The 19,642-nt window shown below is 65.4% G+C and carries 17 protein-coding genes; 6 read left to right on the plus strand and 11 right to left on the minus strand.

Annotated features, from left to right (window positions below):
• Positions 1 to 138: 138 nt before the first annotated feature.
• Positions 139 to 372 (minus strand): hypothetical protein, encoded by a 234-nt coding sequence (locus HWY30_RS18310; protein WP_143037141.1) that lies wholly within the window; start codon positions 370 to 372, stop codon positions 139 to 141.
• A 121-nt stretch (positions 373 to 493) separates the two neighbouring features.
• Here HWY30_RS18310 and HWY30_RS18315 point away from each other — a divergent pair, with 121 nt between their 5' ends.
• Positions 494 to 1,165 carry a LysE family translocator gene (locus HWY30_RS18315; protein ID WP_090803241.1) on the plus strand — a complete coding sequence of 224 codons (672 nt, stop codon included), beginning with the start codon at positions 494 to 496 and terminating at the stop codon, positions 1,163 to 1,165.
• 256 nt (positions 1,166 to 1,421) lie between these two features.
• Positions 1,422 to 2,210 carry a sulfite exporter TauE/SafE family protein gene (locus HWY30_RS18320; RefSeq protein WP_090803240.1) on the plus strand — a complete coding sequence of 263 codons (789 nt, stop codon included), beginning with the start codon at positions 1,422 to 1,424 and terminating at the stop codon, positions 2,208 to 2,210.
• A 41-nt stretch (positions 2,211 to 2,251) separates the two neighbouring features.
• On the opposite strand, the gene HWY30_RS18325 is transcribed toward HWY30_RS18320, so the two are convergent.
• Both HWY30_RS18325 and HWY30_RS18330 read right to left on the minus strand, forming a co-directional pair.
• Positions 2,252 to 2,500 (minus strand): hypothetical protein, encoded by a 249-nt coding sequence (locus tag HWY30_RS18325; RefSeq protein ID WP_090803237.1) that lies wholly within the window; start codon positions 2,498 to 2,500, stop codon positions 2,252 to 2,254.
• Positions 2,501 to 2,760: 260 nt separating this feature from the next.
• Complete coding sequence (locus HWY30_RS18330; RefSeq protein ID WP_090803235.1) at positions 2,761 to 3,105, minus strand: BON domain-containing protein; 345 nt, start codon at positions 3,103 to 3,105, stop codon at positions 2,761 to 2,763.
• A 563-nt stretch (positions 3,106 to 3,668) separates the two neighbouring features.
• Here HWY30_RS18330 and HWY30_RS18335 point away from each other — a divergent pair.
• From HWY30_RS18335 to HWY30_RS18345, 3 genes are all read left to right on the plus strand, one after another.
• Entirely contained in the window at positions 3,669 to 5,072 is a 1,404-nt protein-coding gene (locus HWY30_RS18335; protein WP_090803232.1) for a TAXI family TRAP transporter solute-binding subunit, read from the plus strand.
• 160 nt (positions 5,073 to 5,232) lie between these two features.
• Positions 5,233 to 5,889 (plus strand): 2-hydroxychromene-2-carboxylate isomerase, encoded by a 657-nt coding sequence (locus tag HWY30_RS18340; protein ID WP_090803231.1) that lies wholly within the window; start codon positions 5,233 to 5,235, stop codon positions 5,887 to 5,889.
• Positions 5,890 to 6,089: 200 nt separating this feature from the next.
• On the plus strand, positions 6,090 to 7,040 hold the full coding sequence (locus HWY30_RS18345; protein ID WP_090803229.1) for a LysR substrate-binding domain-containing protein: 951 nt from the start codon (positions 6,090 to 6,092) through the stop codon (positions 7,038 to 7,040).
• Here the strand turns inward: HWY30_RS18345 and xdhC are convergent.
• The 3 genes from xdhC to xdhA are packed head-to-tail and all read right to left on the minus strand — an operon-like array spanning position 7,037 to position 11,582.
• Positions 7,037 to 7,627 carry a xanthine dehydrogenase accessory protein XdhC gene (xdhC, locus tag HWY30_RS18350; protein ID WP_090803228.1) on the minus strand — a complete coding sequence of 197 codons (591 nt, stop codon included), beginning with the start codon at positions 7,625 to 7,627 and terminating at the stop codon, positions 7,037 to 7,039. The genes HWY30_RS18345 and xdhC overlap by 4 nt on opposite strands.
• Positions 7,628 to 7,658: 31 nt before the next feature.
• The gene (gene xdhB, locus HWY30_RS18355; protein WP_090803226.1) at positions 7,659 to 10,028 is read right to left on the minus strand and encodes a xanthine dehydrogenase molybdopterin binding subunit; all 2,370 of its coding nucleotides are present in this window, start codon (positions 10,026 to 10,028) and stop codon (positions 7,659 to 7,661) included.
• A gap of 36 nt (positions 10,029 to 10,064) precedes the next feature.
• Positions 10,065 to 11,582 (minus strand): xanthine dehydrogenase small subunit, encoded by a 1,518-nt coding sequence (gene xdhA / locus HWY30_RS18360; protein ID WP_090803225.1) that lies wholly within the window; start codon positions 11,580 to 11,582, stop codon positions 10,065 to 10,067.
• A gap of 227 nt (positions 11,583 to 11,809) precedes the next feature.
• On the opposite strand from xdhA, the gene HWY30_RS18365 reads away from it, so the two are divergent.
• Positions 11,810 to 13,021, plus strand: a complete 1,212-nt coding sequence (locus tag HWY30_RS18365) for an MFS transporter (RefSeq protein WP_090803223.1) — start codon at positions 11,810 to 11,812, stop codon at positions 13,019 to 13,021.
• A 115-nt stretch (positions 13,022 to 13,136) separates the two neighbouring features.
• Here the strand turns inward: HWY30_RS18365 and HWY30_RS18370 are convergent, their stop codons facing one another.
• From HWY30_RS18370 to HWY30_RS18390, 5 genes are all read right to left on the minus strand, one after another.
• A complete protein-coding gene (locus HWY30_RS18370) occupies positions 13,137 to 14,426 on the minus strand; it encodes an oligosaccharide flippase family protein (RefSeq protein ID WP_090803222.1) in 1,290 nt (429 codons plus the stop codon).
• A gap of 31 nt (positions 14,427 to 14,457) precedes the next feature.
• Positions 14,458 to 16,194: a hypothetical protein gene (locus HWY30_RS18375; RefSeq protein ID WP_090803221.1), complete on the minus strand. Its 1,737-nt coding sequence runs from the start codon at positions 16,192 to 16,194 to the stop codon at positions 14,458 to 14,460.
• A 58-nt stretch (positions 16,195 to 16,252) separates the two neighbouring features.
• A complete protein-coding gene (locus HWY30_RS18380) occupies positions 16,253 to 17,167 on the minus strand; it encodes a glycosyltransferase family 2 protein (protein WP_090803220.1) in 915 nt (304 codons plus the stop codon).
• Positions 17,168 to 17,324: 157 nt separating this feature from the next.
• Positions 17,325 to 18,530: a hypothetical protein gene (locus HWY30_RS18385; RefSeq protein ID WP_090803218.1), complete on the minus strand. Its 1,206-nt coding sequence runs from the start codon at positions 18,528 to 18,530 to the stop codon at positions 17,325 to 17,327.
• A 4-nt stretch (positions 18,531 to 18,534) separates the two neighbouring features.
• A complete protein-coding gene (locus tag HWY30_RS18390; protein WP_090803216.1) occupies positions 18,535 to 19,635 on the minus strand; it encodes a glycosyltransferase in 1,101 nt (366 codons plus the stop codon).
• Between the last annotated feature and the right edge of the window lie 7 nt (positions 19,636 to 19,642).

A 19,642-nucleotide genomic window follows, 5' to 3' on the forward strand; every position in this document is an offset into this window, starting at 1 on the left:
GAATAGGTGATACGGCAAAGCTCGCACTCTCCCTTGCCCACGGTACCATCTTGTTTCTGTCGTCCCATTTGACCTTTTCTGATTTTCCAGAGAACACTCGGAGAATTAACCACCTAAACGTGGTCACGGTCAACGACATTAATTTGAGATAAAACTTTTTTGACAGATATTAACGATTGCTCTGGCCATCTCATTTTTAGGCGATTTTTTCCCGATATCACGACCAAACAAAAAAAGCGGCATTGAGCCGCAATGCCGTTCAGTTGAGCAACTGAGCGGCATTTTTGTTTTTCTGACAAAAGAGCCGTTGTAAGCGAGCGCGGCGATGTCCGCTTTCATCGCCATGCCGGCCGATGCGCTGAAGCGAGTCATCGCGCGTCGAGTCTCACCCATCCCCGCCCTTGCCCGCGATTTTCGGGATGGCTATGCTGGCGGGTGCGCCGGCTGCCCGCAGGCGACCGCCCCAACCAGAACAACGCTCGAGAACCTGCCCATGTCCACCACCAGTCTGTTTTTCACGGCCGCCGGCGTCGGCCTCGCGATCGCCGCGCCGGTCGGCCCGATGGGCATGCTGTGCATCCGCCGAACGCTGAGCGGCGGTCCGCGCGCGGGACTCGCGATCGGCTTCGGCATCGCCAGCGGCGACGCGGCCTACGGGCTGATCGCGGCGCTCGGCCTCGTCGGCATTTCGCAGTTCATGCTCGCGTACGACCGCCCGCTGCATCTGCTCGCGGGCCTGTTCCTGCTGTATCTCGGCGTGCGCGCCCTGCTGCAGAAGCCGCCCGCTGAAACCGCCGACGGCAATGGCAATGGCAATGGCAACGGCAACGGCAATGGCAATGGCAAGCTCGCGCAGATCGGCCGCGCCGGCGCGCTGCGTGCGTACGCGAGCGCGCTGCTGTTGACGCTGACCAATCCGCAGACCGTCATCATGTTCGCGGCGCTATTCACGACGCTCGCACCGCGCGGCGCGTTCTCGCCGGCCATCGCGCTGACGACGGTCGGCGGTGTGTTCGCCGGCTCGATCGCGTGGTGGTGCTGTCTGGTGACCATGGTGTCGCTCGCGCGTCATGCGATCGGCAGCAGGCTACGCGCCGCGATCGATCGCGTGGTCGGCTTCACGCTCGCGGCGTTCGGCGTCGTCGAAATCCGCCGCGCGCTCTGAGCGGCACCTCACACGCCATGCGGCACATCAGCGCCGTACACGGCGAACGCAGCCCGCTGCCAGCCGCGACGCGCTCCCCCTGAACAAGTGCCGCACGCTGGCGCGGCAGTTTTGCGACAATAGCGCCTTTCGCCGCTGAGGCGCCGGCCGACGCGGCCGTGCAGCGCACCGCACGCCGCCGCACCCACCCGCCCCGGCGCGTACGCCGGCCTTGCCGCCCCAACCCTTCACCCGCGCTGCGTCAGCTGTCCGTTCAATGGCTCTACCCCACATCGATCTGCTGTACTCCGTCTCCGGCCTGTTCGTCGGCTTTCTGGTCGGGCTGACGGGCGTCGGCGGCGGCTCGCTGATGACGCCGATCCTCGTCCTGCTGTTCAAGGTGCACCCTGCCACCGCGGTCGGCACCGACCTGCTGTACGCGGCCGCCACCAAGGCGACCGGCACGCTGGTGCACGGACTGAAGGGCTCGGTCGACTGGCAGGTCACGCTGCGCCTCGCGGCCGGCAGCGTGCCCGCGGCGACCGTCACGCTGATCCTGCTGCATCGCTATGGAATGGATACGCCTGGCGCGGGCCGGCTGATCCAGGTCGTGCTCGGCGCGGCGCTGCTGATTACCGCGATCGCGCTGGTGTTCCGTCCGCAGCTCGCGGCGCTCGGCGCGCGCAAGCAACGCGCGCCGAGCCAGGCACGCACGCTCGCGCTGACCATGCTGACCGGCGCGACCCTCGGCGTGCTGGTGTCGTTGACGTCGGTGGGCGCGGGTGCGATCGGCGTGACGGTGTTGATGCTGCTGTATCCGATGCTGCCGACGACGCGCATCGTCGGCTCCGACATCGCGCACGCGGTGCCGCTGACCTTGCTCGCGGGCGCCGGACATTGGCTGCTCGGCTCGATCGACTGGTCGATGCTGCTGTCGCTGCTGGTGGGATCGCTGCCCGGCATCGCGATCGGCAGCTATCTGGCCTCGCGCGCGCCGGACGCGCTGCTGCGCAATCTGCTCGCCGCGACGCTAACGCTGGTCGGCGTGCGGCTGGTGTTGTCGTGAGGCGGTGAAGACGCGTCGAGCGCGCACGCCGCAACCCGTGTCTATTTGAAAAACCGGCAGGTCAGATCGGCCTCGAACTGCCTGACCCACTGACCGTGGCGGTCGTAATACGACTGTGACCAGTTGCCGCGCCGCACGGTGACGACCCGCTCGTGCGCCGGCTCACCGGGTGCCACACTCGCGCTGATGTCGAAATGCGCGGGCGCGAAACCGTGTCGCGCGCACACCAGTTCGAATGCCGCGCGATCGCCGATCGGCAGATCGATATAGCGAAACAGCGTGGTTTCCATGACCTTGGCTCCCCCTTCCCTCTTGGTCACAGTACGCTTTGCGATGCGGCGGTAATGTGTCGCAGCGCACGAATCCGCGACGGCCGCGCCTCCATCAGGACCTGTGCGTGCGGCAAGCCGCATTGCTGCGGTCCCGCAAACCTCGCGAGTGCCGCGCCATAAAACCGGCGGCGAAAAAAAAGCTCCGGCGATCATGCCAGAGCCTCCAGGTTGACCACCGCGCGACGCGGGCCTTGCGGCGCCGCGCGCACGCGTACCGCTTACTGCTGCACCACTTTGAGCTTGTTCGACACTGACATTACGCCGTCGACACCCTTGGCGGCTTCGCCGGCCGCATCGATCTGTCCCTGGGTCGGCACCGAGCCGGTCAGCGTCACTGCGCCGCCGCGCGCGCGCACGGCGATGTGCGACACGTCGAGACCCTGGGTCTTCGTCAGCGCGTGGCGCACCTTACGGCCAAGTTCGTGATTCGCTGCCTTGCCGGCCTTGACGGCGGCTGCCGCCGACGCCGTATCGGTTGCCGGAGCGTTTTGGGCGTAGACGTTGCACGCCACCGCCATCGCCACCACCGGACCCAGTGCTTTCAGAAAACCGACCGTCTTCATAGCTCTCTTCTCCTTGGCTTCACATTGGACCGCATGAACAAGCGGCATTGTTACGACTACGGGCGGCCGTCATCGCGCGAACGCGCGCGTGAGCGACGGCCATCAACGGCTGTGACACGATGTGCAAGAGGCGAGAGAGGCTGATTACCGGCAACCGGCAAACCGCGACGTCCGCCGACGCACCCGGTTCTTGTCCGTCTTGCCGGGTCGCGCCGCAAACGTTGGATCGCGGTAGCGATGCACAATTTAATCTAGCCGGCACAGAAGCGCAAAGGATTTAGCGCGCGGCGTGGCGCGCCGACAGCGGGTGCGTCATGCGTGCCGGATAGAAGCAGACACGCTCCGTGGTCGCGCAAGAATTTGCACGGGCATCATGCCAGCGCTCATGCCGGCGTTCACCGCGGTGCTCACCATTTGTTACGCGTTTGTCGGCGTGACGGGCGGCTACGCGTTTCGCGGCCGCGCCAATCTCAGGTACCATCGGCGCGACGCGTGCTGGCGCGCGCCGCCCACGCCGCCTTCGCGCATTCGAGCCCGATCGACCGCCGCTTTCAGATGATCCGATGAAGCCTGACACCGGCCGCACCCGCCCTACCCATCTCGTCGCCCGTTTTGTCGCGATCTCGTGGCGCGACCTGGCGGTCTCGTTCGGCCCGCTCGTGCTGCTCGTGATCGTCGCAATCTGGGCCGCCGTGCGGCTGATCCAACCCGCCCCGCCGAATACGCTGACGATTAGCGCCGGTCCCGTCGGCAGCACCTTCTGGATCGCCGCGCAGAAGTACAAGACGATCCTTGCGCGCAATCGCATTACGCTGAACGTGCTGGCCTCGCAGGGCTCGCAGGAAAATCTGAAGCGGCTGTTGGACCCGAACGCGGACGTCGACGTCGGCTTCGTGCAGAGCGGCATCGCGCCCGCCGCGGTGGACAAGGACAAAAGCCTGATGTCGCTCGGCAGCGTCGCTTACGTGCCGCTCGCGATCTTCTACCGCGGCGCCCCCGTCGACTGGCTGTCCGGGTTCAAGGGCGAACGCCTCGCGATCGGCCCCGAGGGCAGCGGCACGCGCGAACTCGCGCTCGCGCTGCTGAAGGCCAACGGCATCGTGCCGGGCGGTCCGACCCAACTGCTGCCGCTGACGGGCGACGCCGCCGCCGACGCGCTGATCGACGGCACGATCGACGCGACCTTCCTCGCGGGCGACTCGGCGCAGCCGGCCGTGATGGGTAAGCTCTACCGCACGCAGAACGTGCGCTTCTACGATTTTTCGCAGGCCGACGCGTACACGCGCCGCTTTCCGTACCTGACGCAGCTGAAGGTGCCGATGGGCGCCTTCGACCTCGGCAAGAACCTGCCGGCGAACTCGATCAGCATCGTCGCGCCGACCGCCGAGCTGATCGCGCGCGATTCGCTGCATCCGGCGCTGTCCGATCTGCTGATCGAAGCCGCGCGCGAGGTGCACGGCGGCGCGACGACGTTGCAGCGCGCCGGCGAATTCCCCGCCCCGCTCGCGCACGACTTCCCGCTTTCGGACGACGCCGCGCGCTACTACAAGTCGGGCAAGAGCTTCCTGTACCGAACGCTGCCGTTCTGGATCGCGAGTCTCGCGGACCGCCTGCTGGTGATCATCGTGCCGCTGATCGTGCTGCTGGTGCCGGCGCTGCGCATCGTGCCCGGGTTGTACGCGTGGCGCGTCAAATCGCGCATCTATCGCTGGTATGGCGCGCTGATCGCGATCGAGCGCAGCGCGCTCGGCGAACATGCGTCGGCCGAACGCGCGTCGCTGATCGAGCGGCTCGACGCGATCGAAGACTCGGTCAACGGCATGAAGATGCCGCTCGCGTACGCGGACCAGTTCTACGTGCTGCGCGAGCACATCGGCTTCGTGCGGCGGCGGCTCACGGAAAGCCGCGACACGCAGGGCGGGCTGGACGAGGTCGACGAGCTGGCGGCCGATAAAGTCAAAGGCTGAGCGCCTCTGACGACTCCGCCGGAACCTACGCCCACCGACCGCCACCAGGGGATATCGACCGATGCAAGCCGGGACCGCACCGCGTAAGATCGCTACAATTTTGATGAGGTAACGGACGCACCGTCCGCATCGTCCGACACAGGCAATCCGGGAGACATTTATGACCGTTGGCATCGACGCCCAACAGCGGCAGTGGTTTTACGATTTCGTCTCGCCGTTCACCTACCTGTTGCTCGAGCAATACGACAAATGGCCCGGCTTCGACTTCGCGTTCACGCCGGTCGTGCTGAACGATCTGTATCGCCACTGGGGCCAGCGCTCCGCGTACAGCGTGCCCGCCAAGCGCACCTTCATGTACCGGCACGCGCTGTTTCGCGCGGAGCAGCTCGGCATTCCGTACAAAATGCCGCCCGCCCATCCGTTCGATTCGATCAAACCGCTGCTGCTCGCGACCGCCGCGAACGGCGACGTGCAATTCGTGCGCGAGATTTTCCGCTTCATCTGGCGCGAGGGGCGCGATCCGTCGAGCGACGAAGCGTTCGCCGAGCTGTGCGAGCGCGTCGGCAAGCCGGACGGCCCGGAACTGATCCAGGACGAAGCCGTGCAGGCGCAATTGCAGCGCAATACCGCCGATGCGGTCGAACTCGGCGTCTATGGCGTGCCGACGTTCCGTCTGAACGATCAGCTGTTCTGGGGCGAGGACGCGCTGCCGATGGTGCTGTACTGTGCGCGCACGCCGAACTGGCTCGAATCGCGCGAGGTGAAGCGGATCAGTTCGCTACCGTGGGGGCTGCCGGACAAACCAACACCGGCATAACACGGCGGCCGCTGCGGGCCGCGCCCTGGTTGCGGCTTCGGCCCGAACGAATCGATGCCGGCAGGCGTCGCGCTGATGCCGGCCATACCGTGCCCGCTATGCCGCCGAAGCGCAAACGCGCCTAAGGTTAAGCTTTCGCACCCCACGCGCGCGCCGCGCGGCGAGCTCATCGGCAGCGCCCGCGCCACCACGCTTCGATCATGGACGACACCGCCGCCTCACTCGATATCTGGCTCGTGCGCGTGCTGCGCACGCTGCTCGTCGAGCGCAGCGTCACGCAGACCGCGTTGCGGCTGAACCAGACCCAGCCCGCGATCAGCACCGCGCTGCGCAAGCTGCGCGACACGCTCGGCGATCCGATTCTGGTGCGCGGCAAGTCGGGTATGGTGCCGACCGAATACGGCGAGTCGCTGCTCGCGGCCGCGCAGCGCGTGTTGCGCGATGTCGATTTCGTCGCGACGCCGCATGGCGATTTCGACCCGGGCCGCTCGCGCCGCACTTTTCGCGTCGCCGCGCCCGACTATCTGAACGACTTCTTCATGCCGACCGTGATCGCGCGGTTTCGCGAAGCGGCGCCGCATGCGCGGCTCGAAATCGAATCGCTGGGGCCGCTGCTCGATCATTCGGCCGCGCTCGACGCCGGCGAACTCGATCTGGTGATCGGCAACTGGCCGAAGCCCGATCCGCGCTTCGAGCGCAGCGACCTGTTCGCCGATACCGTCGTGTGCATGATGCGCGCGGACCATCCGCTGACACACGAGCCGCTCACCCGCGAAGCCTATCTGGCCGCGCCGCATCTCGCGCCGACACCCTACAGCGGCGCGCGCGGCGGCGCGATCGATACCGGCTTCGCGCGGGCGAAGGCGAGCCGGCGCATCGTCGCGACGCTGCCCTACTTCGGCCTCGTCGCGCAGACGCTACTGCAATCGGATCTGATCTTCACGACGACGCGGCGCTTCGCGATGCACTACGCGAGCATGTTGCCGCTCGCGGTCGTCGACGTGCCGATCGCGTTTCCGCGCATCCGCTGCTATCAGTTGTGGCATCCGCAGCCGGATCGACCGAGCGATATCGGCTGGCTGAGGACGTTGATGTCCGAGGTGTCGGGTGAGCTGGTCGCGCGCAAGCCCCCGTTGCGCCGTATGGCCTAAACCGTGATCTGCTCCGTTGCGCGGACGTGGCTCGCGGCTTGCCCCAACGCATGAACCGTCGCGGCCTGCCGTGTCCTCAGTCGCAGCAGTTGCGCGCACACCGCAATCGCGATCGCGGCGGGCGCCTTGTCGACGATCCCTTCGACGCCGATCGGGCAGGTCATCTCCGCGAGCCGCTCCAACTCCACGCCTCGTTCGAGCAGTCGCCGCTCGAACTTCACGCGCTTCGTGTTCGAGCCGATCATGCCGAAGTAGCTGAAATCACGCCGTCGCATGATGCTCGAGGCCAGCGAAAAATCGAGCGCATGGTTGTGCGTCATCACCAGAAACCACGCGCCGGGCGGCGCCGCGTCGACGATCGCCTCGGGCGTGTCGGTCGCTTCGACCTGCACGTTGGGCGGCGTTTCGTCGGGGAACAGCTCGTCGCGTTCGTCGACCCACTGGACCACGCACGGCAGGCTGCCAAGCAGATGCGCCAGCGCATGGCCGACGTGTCCCGCGCCGAACAGCACGATGTGCATCGGCGCCGGCCGCGGTGCAAGCTCGGGTCCGCTCCCGCCCGGAGAACAATTCAGGCGTGCTTCCATATTGCGCTCCCAACTCGTTTGCCAGTCGCCATCACGCCTGCCGCGCGGCCGCCGTCGCGGCCCGCACCGCGCCGACCGCTTTCAGGATTTCCTCGCTGGTCGCGGGCGCATTGAGCGGCGGATTGACCTGATGGCCGCCGACCGCCGACACCGCGTCGCGTACCGCGAAAAACACCGAGAACGGCAGCAGCAGCGGCGGCTCGCCGGTCGCTTTCGAACGATGGATGCTGTCCTCCGCGTTACGGTTCCTGAACAGCCTGACATTAAAAACCGGCGGCACGTCGTTGACGGTCGGGATCTTGTACGTCGAGGGCGCGTGCGTCATCAGCTTGCCGCCCGCGTCCCACCACAGCTCCTCGGTGGTGAGCCAGCCCATGCCCTGAATGAACGCGCCTTCCACCTGGCCGACGTCGAGCGCCGGATTCAGCGAGGCGCCGACGTCGTGCAGCGCATCGGCGCGCAGCACGCGCATTTCGCCGGTCAGCGTGTCGATTACGACTTCCGATACCGCCGCGCCATACGAGTAGTAGTAGAACGGCCGTCCTTGCAGCTTCGACTGATCCCAGTAGAGCTTCGGTGTCGCGTAGAAGCCGTCGGACCACAACTGGATGCGCGCGAGATAAGCCTTCGCGACCACTTCCTCGAACCGCACGGCGACCTCGCCGACCATCACGCGATCATGCGCGAAGCGCACGTCCCGCGGGTTCACGCTGCCCGCGCCGAAGCGCTCGGCCGCGAACGCGGCGAGCCGCTCGCGCAATTGGCGCGCGGCGTCCTGCGCGGCTTTGCCGTTCAGGTCGGACCCGGTCGACGCGGCCGTCGCAGACGTATTGGCGACCTTGCTGGTATCGGTCGCGGTCACCCGAATCCGGTTGAAGCCGACGCCGAGTTCATGCGCGACGACCTGCGCGACCTTCGTGTTCAGCCCCTGGCCCATTTCGGTGCCGCCGTGGTTCACGAGCACCGAGCCGTCGGTGTAGATATGCACGAGCGCGCCGGCCTGGTTGAAGTGCGTGACGTTGAACGCGATGCCGAACTTGACCGGCGTGAGTGCCAGGCCCTTCTTCAGGATCTCGTTGTTCGCGTTGAATGCGTCGATCTCCTTGCGGCGCGCGCGATAGTCGCTGGTCGCTTCGAGCTCGTCGATCAGCTCGTGAATCACGTTGTCTTCGACCACCTGGCCGTACGGCGTCTGGTTGCGTTCGGTCTTGCCGTAGAGATTGCGGCGGCGCACGTCGAGCGCATCGACGCCGCACGAGCGCGCGACGTTGTCGAGGATGTACTCGATCGCGAACGCGCCCTGCGGGCCGCCGAAGCCGCGAAACGCCGTGTTCGACTGCGTGTTGGTCTTGCCGCAGAAGCCGTCGATCGAGACGTCCGACAGCCAGTACGCGTTGTCGAAGTGGCACAGCGCGCGCGTCATCACCGGGCCCGACAGGTCGGCGGAAAAGCCGCAGCGCGAGGTCATGTCGACCGCGACGCCTTCGATCACGCCCTCTGCGTCGTAGCCGACTTCGTACGTGTAGTGGAAATCGTGACGCTTGCCGGTCACCATCATGTCGTCGTCGCGATCCGGGCGCAGCTTGACCGGGCACAGCAGCTTCCACGCGGCGAGCGCGGCGCAGCACGCGAACAGCGCCGACTGCGATTCCTTGCCGCCGAAACCGCCACCCATGCGCCGGCATTCGATCAATACGTTATGCGATGCAACGCCCAACGTGTGCGCGACGAGGTGCTGCATTTCGGTCGGATGCTGGGTCGAGCAGTAGACGTGCATGCCGTCGTCGTCCTTCGGCACCGCGTACGAGATCTGCCCTTCCAGATAGAACTGCTCCTGGCCGCCGAGCCACATCTCACCGGCCGCGCGATGCGCGGCACGCGCGATCTTCGTGCCGGCGTCGCCGCGCGCGAGCTTCATCGGCGGCAGCACGAACTGGTTCGCGGCGCGCGCCTGCTGCGCGCTCAGCACCGCCGGCAGTTCCTCGTAGACCACCTCGGCGCGCCGTGCGCCGAGACGCGCCGCCTCGTGCGACGTCGCGACCACGATCAGCATCGGCTGGCCGACGTATTGCACGACGCCGTCGGCGAGGATCGGATCGTCGCCATGAACGATCGGGCCGACGTCGTTGACGCCGGGGATGTCGTCGGCGGTGAAGACCGCGACGACGCCGGGCGTCGCGCGCACCCTGTCGAGCGCGATCGAGACGATCTTCGCGTGCGCCTTCGACGACAGTCCCAGCGCCGCGTGCAGCGTGCCGGCCAGCTCGGGAATGTCGTCGGTGTAGGTCGCGCGGCCGCTTACGTGCAGATGCGCGGACTCGTGCGGACGCGACACGTGCACCTGGGTGAAGTCGTCGAGTTCCTGAACCTCTTTCAGGAACGGTTCGGCTTGCTGGTTCATGGTTGTGTTCTCCGTATCCTCGGGGACGCGCGGCGCTCAGGCGCTCGCGCCGGCCGGCGCGACCGCGCGCACGTCGAGCGCGCTCTTCGGCAGCGGCTGCCGCGCGCGCGTTTCGAGCCAGAAGCGGTACAGCGTGTTCTTCGCCGCTTCGAGGCGGTAGTCGCTGCTCGCGCGCATGTCGGTGAGCGGCGCGTAGTCGGTGCCCAGCGCGAGCATCGCGGCCTGCGCGGTCGCCTCGTGCCATTCGGCATCGCGCAGCACGGCTTCGGCATTGAGCGCGCGCTTCGGCGTCGCGGCCATGCCGCCGAACGCGATGCGCGGCTCGCGGATCGCGTCGCCGTCGGCGATGAACGAGAACGCCGCGCAGACGGCCGAGATATCCGAATCGAAGCGCTTCGACAGCTTGTAGGTACGAAAGCGCAGGTTCGCGCGCGCCCCGCCGCGCGCGGGCACCTTCAGGCCGACGACGAACTCGTGCCCGGCCATGTCCTTCTGCTGATACGCGAGGTACAGGTCTTCGAGCGGCATCTCGCGCTCGATGTCGCCGCCACGCACGATCACGCGCGCGCCGAGCGCGATCAGCCCCGGCATCGAATCGCCGATCGGCGAGCCGTTCGCGATGTTGCCGCCGAGCGTGCCGGCATTGCGGATCGGCAGCGACGCGAAGCGCTGCCACATTTCGGTCAGCTCCGGGTACTGCTTCGCGATCTCGGCATACGCTTTTTCGACGCTGACGCCGGCGCCGATCTCGATCCAGTCGTCATTGGTTTCGAGCTTTTGCAGCTCGGCGATCTGTCCGACGTAGACGAGGTCGCCGAGCTCGCGCATCTGCTTGGTGACCCACAGGCCGATGTCGGTGCTGCCCGCGAGCAGGCGCGCGGCCGGTTCCTGCTGTTTGATCCGCGCGAGCGCCGCGACCGTGCGCGGCGCGGCGAAGCGCTGGCCCGCGTGCTCGTACTGAAACGTGTCGCGGCGTTCGAGCGTCGCGAGCGTGTCGGCGAGCGCCTTTACGTCGACTGGCGCTTGCGGCGCGGGCGCGTCGAACATGCGCTCGGCCGCGTCGACGATCGGCCGGTAGCCGGTGCAGCGGCACAGGTTGCCGGTCAGCGCATTGCCGATCGCCTCGCGCGACGGCACCGTGCGGTTCGCGCAGCCATGCTCGTGGCCGTGCTTCTCGTAGAGCGCCCACATCGACATGATGAAGCCCGGCGTGCAGAAGCCGCACTGCGAGCCGTGGCAGTCCACCATCGCCTGCTGCACCGGATGCAGCGAGCCGTCCGGCTGGCGCAGGTCTTCGACCGTGAAGAGCGCGCGGCCGTCGAGGGTCGGCACGAACTGGATGCAGGCGTTGACCGCCTTGAACTCGACGCCGCCCGCCGGATTGCGCTCGCCGATCACGACGGTGCAGGCGCCGCAGTCGCCTTCGGCGCAGCCCTCCTTGGTGCCGGTGCAATGCGCGTCCTCGCGCAGATACTGCAGCACCGTGCGGGTGACGGGCGCGTCCTCGATTTCGCGGATCGCGTTGCGGTGATAGAAACGAATCGGCTCGGTCATGTCTCGGTGCTCTCGTCTGTTGCGTGTTTGCGCGGACACGCCGCGTCGATGGTTTGAAAGCTATCACCGTCAATAAACCTAACCCATAGCCTGAATCGCATGGGGGACATATTGTTCGCGCGATATGACCCGCCATTGATTCGTCCCATTTTTAAGCAAATCCTGCAAGGGAATCGGTTCCATGGGAGAATCACGCCTTCCCGCCGAATTCAAGTCTGGTTTTCCCGATGTCCACCGACTCCGCGTCCGCCCGCAGCGAATTTGCGACGACCCTTCAGATCATTCCGGTCGTCTTTTTCACCTTTCTTTGCTACCTCGCGATCGGTATTCCGCTCGCGGTGCTGCCCGGTTATGTGCACGGCGACCTCGGCTACAGCGCGGTGCTGGCCGGCGCGGCGATCAGCGTGCAGTACCTCGCGACGCTCGCGTCGCGGCCGCTCGCGGGCCGCTCGGCCGATACGCTCGGGCCGAAGCGCACGGTGTCGATCGGTCTGCTCGGCTGCGGCGCGAGCGGTGTGCTGCTGTTGCTCGCCGCGCTGACCGGTCGCTGGCCGGGGCTGAGCCTCGCACTGCTCGTGTGCAGCCGGCTCGTGCTCGGTTTCGGCGAGAGCCTGTGCGGCACCGGCGCGATCCTGTGGGGAATCGGCCGGGTCGGCACCTCCAACAACGCCCGCGTGATTTCGTGGAACGGCATCGCGACCTACGGCGCACTCGCGATCGGCGCACCGCTCGGCGTGATGATCTCGCGCTCGATCGGCTTTACCGCGCTCGGCATTCTGGTGATCGCGCTCGCGGGGCTCGGCTATTACCTCGCGCGTCTGATCGCGCCGGTGCCGGTCGTGCACGGCGAGCGGATGTCGTATCGCAGCGTGTTGACGCGCGTGCTGCCGCACGGCATAGGTCTCGCGCTCGGCTCGGCCGGCTTCGGTTCGATCGCGACCTTCATCACGCTGTTCTATGCGGCGAAGCACTGGCCGAATGCGGCGCTGTCGCTGACGCTGTTCGGCACGCTGTTCATCGGCGCGCGCCTGCTGTTCGCGAACACGATCAAGACCTACGGCGGCTTTCGTGTGGCAATCGCGTCGTTCTTGTTCGAATGCGCGGGTCTGTTGATGCTGTGGCTCGCGCCCGAGCCGCATATCGCGCTCGCGGGCGCCGCGCTGACCGGCTTTGGCTTCGCGCTGGTGTTTCCGGCGCTCGGCGTCGAGGCGGTCGGGCTCGTGCCGCCGGCGAGCCGCGGCGCGGCGCTGTCCGCGTACTCGGTGTTTCTCGATCTGTCGCTCGGCATTACCGGGCCGCTGGCGGGGTATATCGCCGGCGAGTTCGGTTACGGCTCGGTGTTCCTGTTTGCCGCGATCGCGGCTGCCGCGGCGGTCGTGCTGTCGACGGTGCTGTATCTGCGCAACGCGAAAGTAACCGGTCTGTCTACCGCGCAGTAAGCCCTCGCAGTGAACGCGCGAAACGAACGCGCGGCGCTGACGCAACAAGGCCGCGACGCGCAAAGTCTTCACGACGCGCGCCGCGGCCATTCGATCCCGCTGTCCATCCTCGCGGCTAATCTCTCTCCGCCGCCATCTCCTGCTTGATCGTCGTCTGCGCGCGCACCGCGATCTGGCCGTGATTGATTCGGCTCGACACGTTGTACACGCCGATCAGCATGAACAGCTCGGTGGCGGCCACCGAGCACGCGGTGCCGACACCGCCCCAGAAGTAGATGCTGATCGGTGCCTGCACCAGATGGAACAGCGCGCCGTAGATATAGATCCGCTTCAGCAACGACTGATTGCCCGACGCGATGATCGTCAGCATCACCTGGGTCGTCGTCATGCCGACGATCGCCGGCACGAACACGAGAATGCGCAAAATGCGGAACGTCTCGCCGAACGCCTCGCCGAGAAAACGTCCGACGAACCATTCGCCGAGCACCGTAAAGCCGACCAGAATCAGCACCGCCGACGCCGCGAACGCGACCATGAAGCCGCGGTTGACCTTGTGGATATAGGCGATGTCGTTGCGCTCGTAAGCGACGCAGATCTTCGGAAAGAACGCCTGGATGGCCGGCGCCGTGCACGCGCGTAGCGCGTTGGTGAGTCGCTCGGCCGCCACGTAATAGCCGACCGCGCCCGGGCCGCTGATCATGCGCAGCATGATCACGTTCGCGTACATGTACACGGACGTCAGCGCCGAACCGAGAAAGATGTGATACGCCTCTTTCGCCTCGGCCATCACGTCGGCCCAACTGACCCGCACGCTCAGCAGGATCTCGCGCTTCCAGATCAGCGCGCCCATCAGGATCACGCCGCACACGAAGGTCGGCGCATATTGCAAAGCGGCCGCGAGCATCACGTCGTCGCGAGTCCTCACGAACAGGAACAGCGGAATCAGCAGACCCACGCGCGTCGCGAGCAGCGTGCCCGCGAGCACCGGCAGGCGTTGCGTGCCTTCGTAGAAGCAGCCGGGCGTCAGCACGCCGCCCCAGATCACGAGCGAGCCCAGCAGCGTCGCACCGCGCTCCTGCGGCGACATGTGCGCGGCGAAGGCCCAGCCGACCAGCACCAGCGAGCACAGCAACGCGAGAATCGCGCGGCCGATCGTGGTCGACCAGTAGATGCGGTTCACGACCTCCGGGTTATCGATGTGCACCGCCACCTTGCGCGCGCTCGACAGGCCGAAGCCGAAGTCGACGATGACGAGAAGAATCTGCGAAATCGATTGCGCGTAACCGATCACGCCCAACCCGGCCGGCCCAAGTACGTGCGACAGATACGGCAACGTAACGAGCGGCAGCACGTAGTTCAATGCGTACACCGAATACAGCGCGATGATGACGTTTCTCGTCGACACAATCGTCCTGTTTGCAGTAGGCGGTTAAAACTCACGTCGAAAAAACAGAGTACGACACGAAAGCAGGTTCACTTAGTGCGATATCGATCTTGTTGTAGCGATCGTCTTCGCCATTTGCGTTCAACACCGCGCTCTTCACCGCATTGCCGATCAGATTGCTTACCACGGTCTTGTAGTTGGCATCGGTTGCGTCGGTTGCGAACAGGATTTCGGCGAGTAGAGCATGGCCGCGTGTCGCCACGCGCAACACCACGCGGCCCGAGGTCGAGCGCAGCACGTTGATCGCGATGCGCGTCGTCTCCTGCGACACGGTCTGGTTTCCGCAATGCAGCGCCGCCGCGACGCCGCCGCGTTCGTAGCCAACGCCGAGATTCAGCGCATGCACGAGGCTCGCGTCCTTGCCGCCCGCGATCGCGCCGCCGCCCGGATACGCCTTGGCGTAACCGACTATCGTGTCGCCCGCGCGATCGCCGAAATTGCCCTGAATCGTGATGCCGTCGAGCGGTGTGCTGCCCGGCGCGGTCGAGCTGCCGTACACGAACTGCGGGCCGTCGCAGCCGGCGTTCTCGTCGTCCTGGCCGGGACGGTAGCGATTGCCAACGATCGTCGCCGCCTGCTGGTAATCGATCAGGATGTGGCAACTCTGACCGGGTGGCACATCGAGGTACGACGGATGGCCGCGCGTCGAGAATTTCCAGCGGCCGATCTTGCCGTCGCCGCCGCAACCGTTGCGCGAGAAGTAATTGCCGTTCACCACCTTGCCCCAGTTGCCGCTCTTCATATAGACGCCGGCAAAGCCATTGCGATCGAACACCGCGCCGACGATCAGCGACTCCGCGCCGAGAATCACGCCGTGTCGCGCGTTCCATTCCCAGCGCCCGCCGATCACCTGCCAGAAGTTGTCGACGATATCGGCGCCGGCCGTATGGCAGAACATGCCGATGCAATTGATCAGCGAGCCGTCGGTGTGCTCGGTCGCGTAGAAGCCGCGCTCGCACATGTACGCATAGCAGCGCTCGAGCGTCGAGGTGACGCCGAGTTCGTAGCCCGCGCGCGAAAATCCGATCGCCGTGCAATGACTAGCCCCGGCCGACGTACCGAAGTGGATGCCGATCGCCGTGTTGCCGGTGTGCGCCGGATAGTTGGCGAGGTAGTAGATGACCTTGTCGTAATGCGCGGGCCGCACCTGCACATGCTCGACGAACGCCGAGTCGCCCAGCGTCAGCGCCGCCGACCTCGGGCCGCCCGAGTCCTGTCTCTCCAGCACGGTCGCCCCCATCGCGATGTCGGTGATCACCACGTATTCGCCGCCGCCGTCGCCGCGCAGTCTCGAGCCGTTCGCGGTGGCCAGGTCGCCGGTGTAACGCCAGATGCCGCGCGGTAGATACAACCCGCGCGCACCGCTCGCGAACGCTTGCCTGAGTTCAGCGCCGCAGTCGTAACCGGACGCGCCGCGCTGGATCGCCGCCAGCCGGTGCGGATCGACGAAGCGCGCGACGCTGACCTCGAGTCCCGCGACGATATCGCTGAGCGTCTTCAGATAGCTCGGCGCAACCGGTTCCGATGCGGCGCGCTCGGGCACGGACGCGGCGACGCGCAGGATGCCGCCGGCGCCGTCGCCGGCGCCGTTGCCCATACTCGCGAACGCGCCGCGCTCGCGCAGCGCGTGCCCCGTCGCGCGCGCGATGCCCAAATCGGCTGTGCTTGCACTGGCCCCGGCCAGGCCGCCGAGCAGGAACGTCTTGAGCGCCTGTCGCCGGGTTTTCATCTAGCCCTCCCCCATTGCGTTACTCCGTTCTTTTTTCACGTCGAGACATCGACAGGCATCAGTCCACCGTGATGCTTTGCCCCTGCTCGGCGGCCGCCGGACGCGCGCTCACGGTCATGGGGACCGGCACCGCACGCGCCTTCGCGCTGCGACTCAGGCCCTGCACGCCTGGCGGTCTGAACAGCGGCACACGATACTTGCGGCTGAAACGCCACAAGCTGTTCATATGCCGGCGCCCCGCCTTGCTCAGGAAGCCCGCTGCCGACGCACGCTGATGCTCGTGCGTGAGTCGCGCGCCCGGCACGCACAGCACGCGGTAGCCCGCCTGCCAGATGCGCGCGCAAAAATCGACGTCCTCCATATAGAGAAAGAAGTGCTCGTCCATGCCGCCGAGTTCGCCGAATAGCGCGCGCCGCACGATAAAGCCCGTGCCCAGCACCCAGTCGGCCTCGAACGGCGTGCCCGCGGCCCACGCTTCGCGCATCATGTGGTTGTCGATGCGGCGCTTGAACGCGCCGAGCCGCCCGAGCGGCGAACGCCGGCCGAGTATGTCGAGCACCGAATAAAAGCGCCGCGCGGAAAACTGCCGCTCGCCATCCGGATAGACCAGATCGAGACCGACGAGGCCGACATCCTTCTCCGTTCTGAACAACTGCACCGCGTTTTCGAGCGATGTATCGACGAAATAGGTGTCCGGGTTCAGCACGAGCACGAGTTCGCGCAGACAACCGACCATGCCGAAATTGACGCCGGCTCCGAAGCCGCGATTGATCGACGTTTTGACGAGCCTCACTCCCGTCGGAAGCGTCTCCCTCAGATAGGAAAACGAATTGTCGGGTGAAGCGTTGTCCACCACGACGATGTCCTCCTTATCCGCAATCGAAAGTTCTAGCACGGAGCGCACGCAATTTCCGACCAGTTTTGGCGTGTTGTAATTGACGATCACCACGCTAAACATTCCCTTCAGGTTCATCCCCACCTCCTGCTTTACATCAGGTGTTCGTGGAATTACCCCCAAACACGGCTTTCTGGTTCTTGCACCTTGCTTCGCGCTGTTCGCGCGCACTACCGACTACCCACTGCTCGTCCGCGCGATGCAGACGATCTGGAGCGCACTGCCTTCCGGTTCGCTACGTGCTGTCTGGACGCGGTCCGCCCACGTAATCGAACACTGGCAATGTCATCAGGATGAAGACAAACGGAATCACTTCGATCGATTGATAGAAGAGCGTTTGAAATAAAGCGGCCCACATGCACAACGAAATCCGGCTCGCGCTGCTCGCGAGTTTCGTCACCGATATCAGCACGCCGTAATAGAAGATCGCGCCCATCAGGCCGATATTCAGAATCTGCTGCAGCACGCTCGATTCGACGACGCCGAACTCCTGTTTCACCGGCTCGGGTGCCGAGTTCGTGACGAGCCCAAAGTACGTGCCGGCGATCACGTTGACCGGCAATACGAGCGACTTGGCCTTTTCCCATGCTTCGGTGCGGCCGTCGTTGCCGTCCGATTGCAGATCGGTCGCGCCCATCATCCGTTCCGTGCCGACGTTGACGACACTATCGTTCTGACTGCTCACGGCGACGCCGAAGATCATGATTGCCATCGTCGCGAACACGGTGGCAACGATCAGTTTCGCGTTTCTCGTGATGAACTGGATCGGCGCCTGCACGAACGCGAGCCCGAACGTGCCGAGAATGATCAGCATGCCGCTGCGCGACAGCGCCGAGAAAATCGCGAAGCTGAGCACCGCGCACGCGAGGCCCGACAGCACGTTCCTGCGCACCAGATAGTCGACGCCGCACAGCGACGCGGCAATCGCGACGAACAGCGGGTAGTGCAGATAGCTGCCGGTCAGCGACGGCGCGCGCAGATTGTCGAAGCCGTACGTCGCGCCGGGCAGATCGATCGGGAAGACGTTCTGCTGCTGCGCGAGCGCGACACCCGCCTCGATCAGCGCGATCAGCACGAGCCCCGCATAGGCGACGCGCGGCTGCACGAAGCGCCTCTGATAGTTCGAGATCGCGTAGAAGTAGATGAACAGCGTGAAGATGAAGACGAACAGATAGGACGGCCCGAACTCACCGGTGAGCGCGAGCGTCGCGACGATCGACAGCCCGGTCGAGAACAGCATGCCCACGAGAAAGCCGAACGACAGGCGTCCTTCGTCGCGGAAGTAAGCGGCGATCGCCGTCGGCGAGATGTACCACACGAGCAACCCGACGATGCCGCCGACCTGGATCAGATAGGCGGCGTCCTTGCCGATCAGATACTCGAGCACGCCGCGCGAGGCACACAGTACGACGGCCAGCAGATAGGCGATGGTTGCGATCATGGCGTCAGGCCTGATACGCCACGGAGGCGTTGACGTTGACCGGATCACCGCGGTAGATGCGCTCGATCACGTCCTGGAACTCATCGATTTCGCAGACGTTGAGCAAGGTGCCGTCGTGTTCGACGCCTTCCGCGCCGAGCGGCGTCGAGACGACCGGCAGTTTCGCCGCGAGCATTTCGAGCGTCTTGAGCTTGACGCCGGCGCCCGACAGCAGCGGCACCACGCCGATATCGGCGGACTCGAAGTACTTGCCCGGATTTTCGACGAAGCCGGTCACGCAAATATCGTCGCCATTCAGGCGCTTTACGCGGTCGCTCGGATCGGAGCCGACCACGAACAGCTTCAGTTGCAGGCCGCGCCGGCGCAGCGGCAGAAAAATCGTGTCGATGAAATTGAGCAGCGCTTCTTCGTTTTCACGGCGTTGCATCGCCCCCCAGAACAGGATGTTGCCTTTCTCGACCGTGTCTTTCGAGCGCCGCACTTCCTTCAGAAACGCCGGCAGTGAGATCGGCACGACCTGCAAGGTGCCGACCCCGGGGTACAGGCCGTTGATCAGCTGCGCGTCCTTGCTGGACAGCACGAGCACCTTGTCGGCCAGCTTCAGCAGACGCTGCTCGAGCATGAAGGTCTGCCGGGTGAACAGCCATCCTTCGATGGACTTGACGCGCAAGATGACCTGGATCTGCAAGTCATGCGCGCACATCACGATCTTCACGCCGTCGTGGAAACGGTCGCGCAGATTCTGGGCATACGCAAAGCATTGCGAGAACTCGAGCCGCACGGTGTCGTATCGGTTCCTGTCGACGAGCTCGCAGAGGAACTTACCGATCGCGGGTTTATAGCGCGAGAACAGGCGCGGTGAAAAAGTCAGCGGATTCGCGAGGAACGACGGAATCAGGTCGAACCGGCTCACGTACTGGATGTACACGTTGCGCACGTTCGCGCGGAACTCGACGGCTTTTTCGTCGACCGGCACGCGCGACACGATCAGCACGTCGAGCTCAGATTCCGCGCTCAGTTTGATCAGGTAGTCGTAGGCCAAACGGTGGCCAGCTTGCGGCGCGTTTTTCTGAGGCAGAAACGGCGTGACAAATAGCTGTTTCATCCGAGTA

Origin of the sequence: Paraburkholderia tuberum STM678, assembly GCF_902833905.1 — a bacterium.
Lineage (GTDB): Bacteria > Pseudomonadota > Gammaproteobacteria > Burkholderiales > Burkholderiaceae > Paraburkholderia > Paraburkholderia tuberum.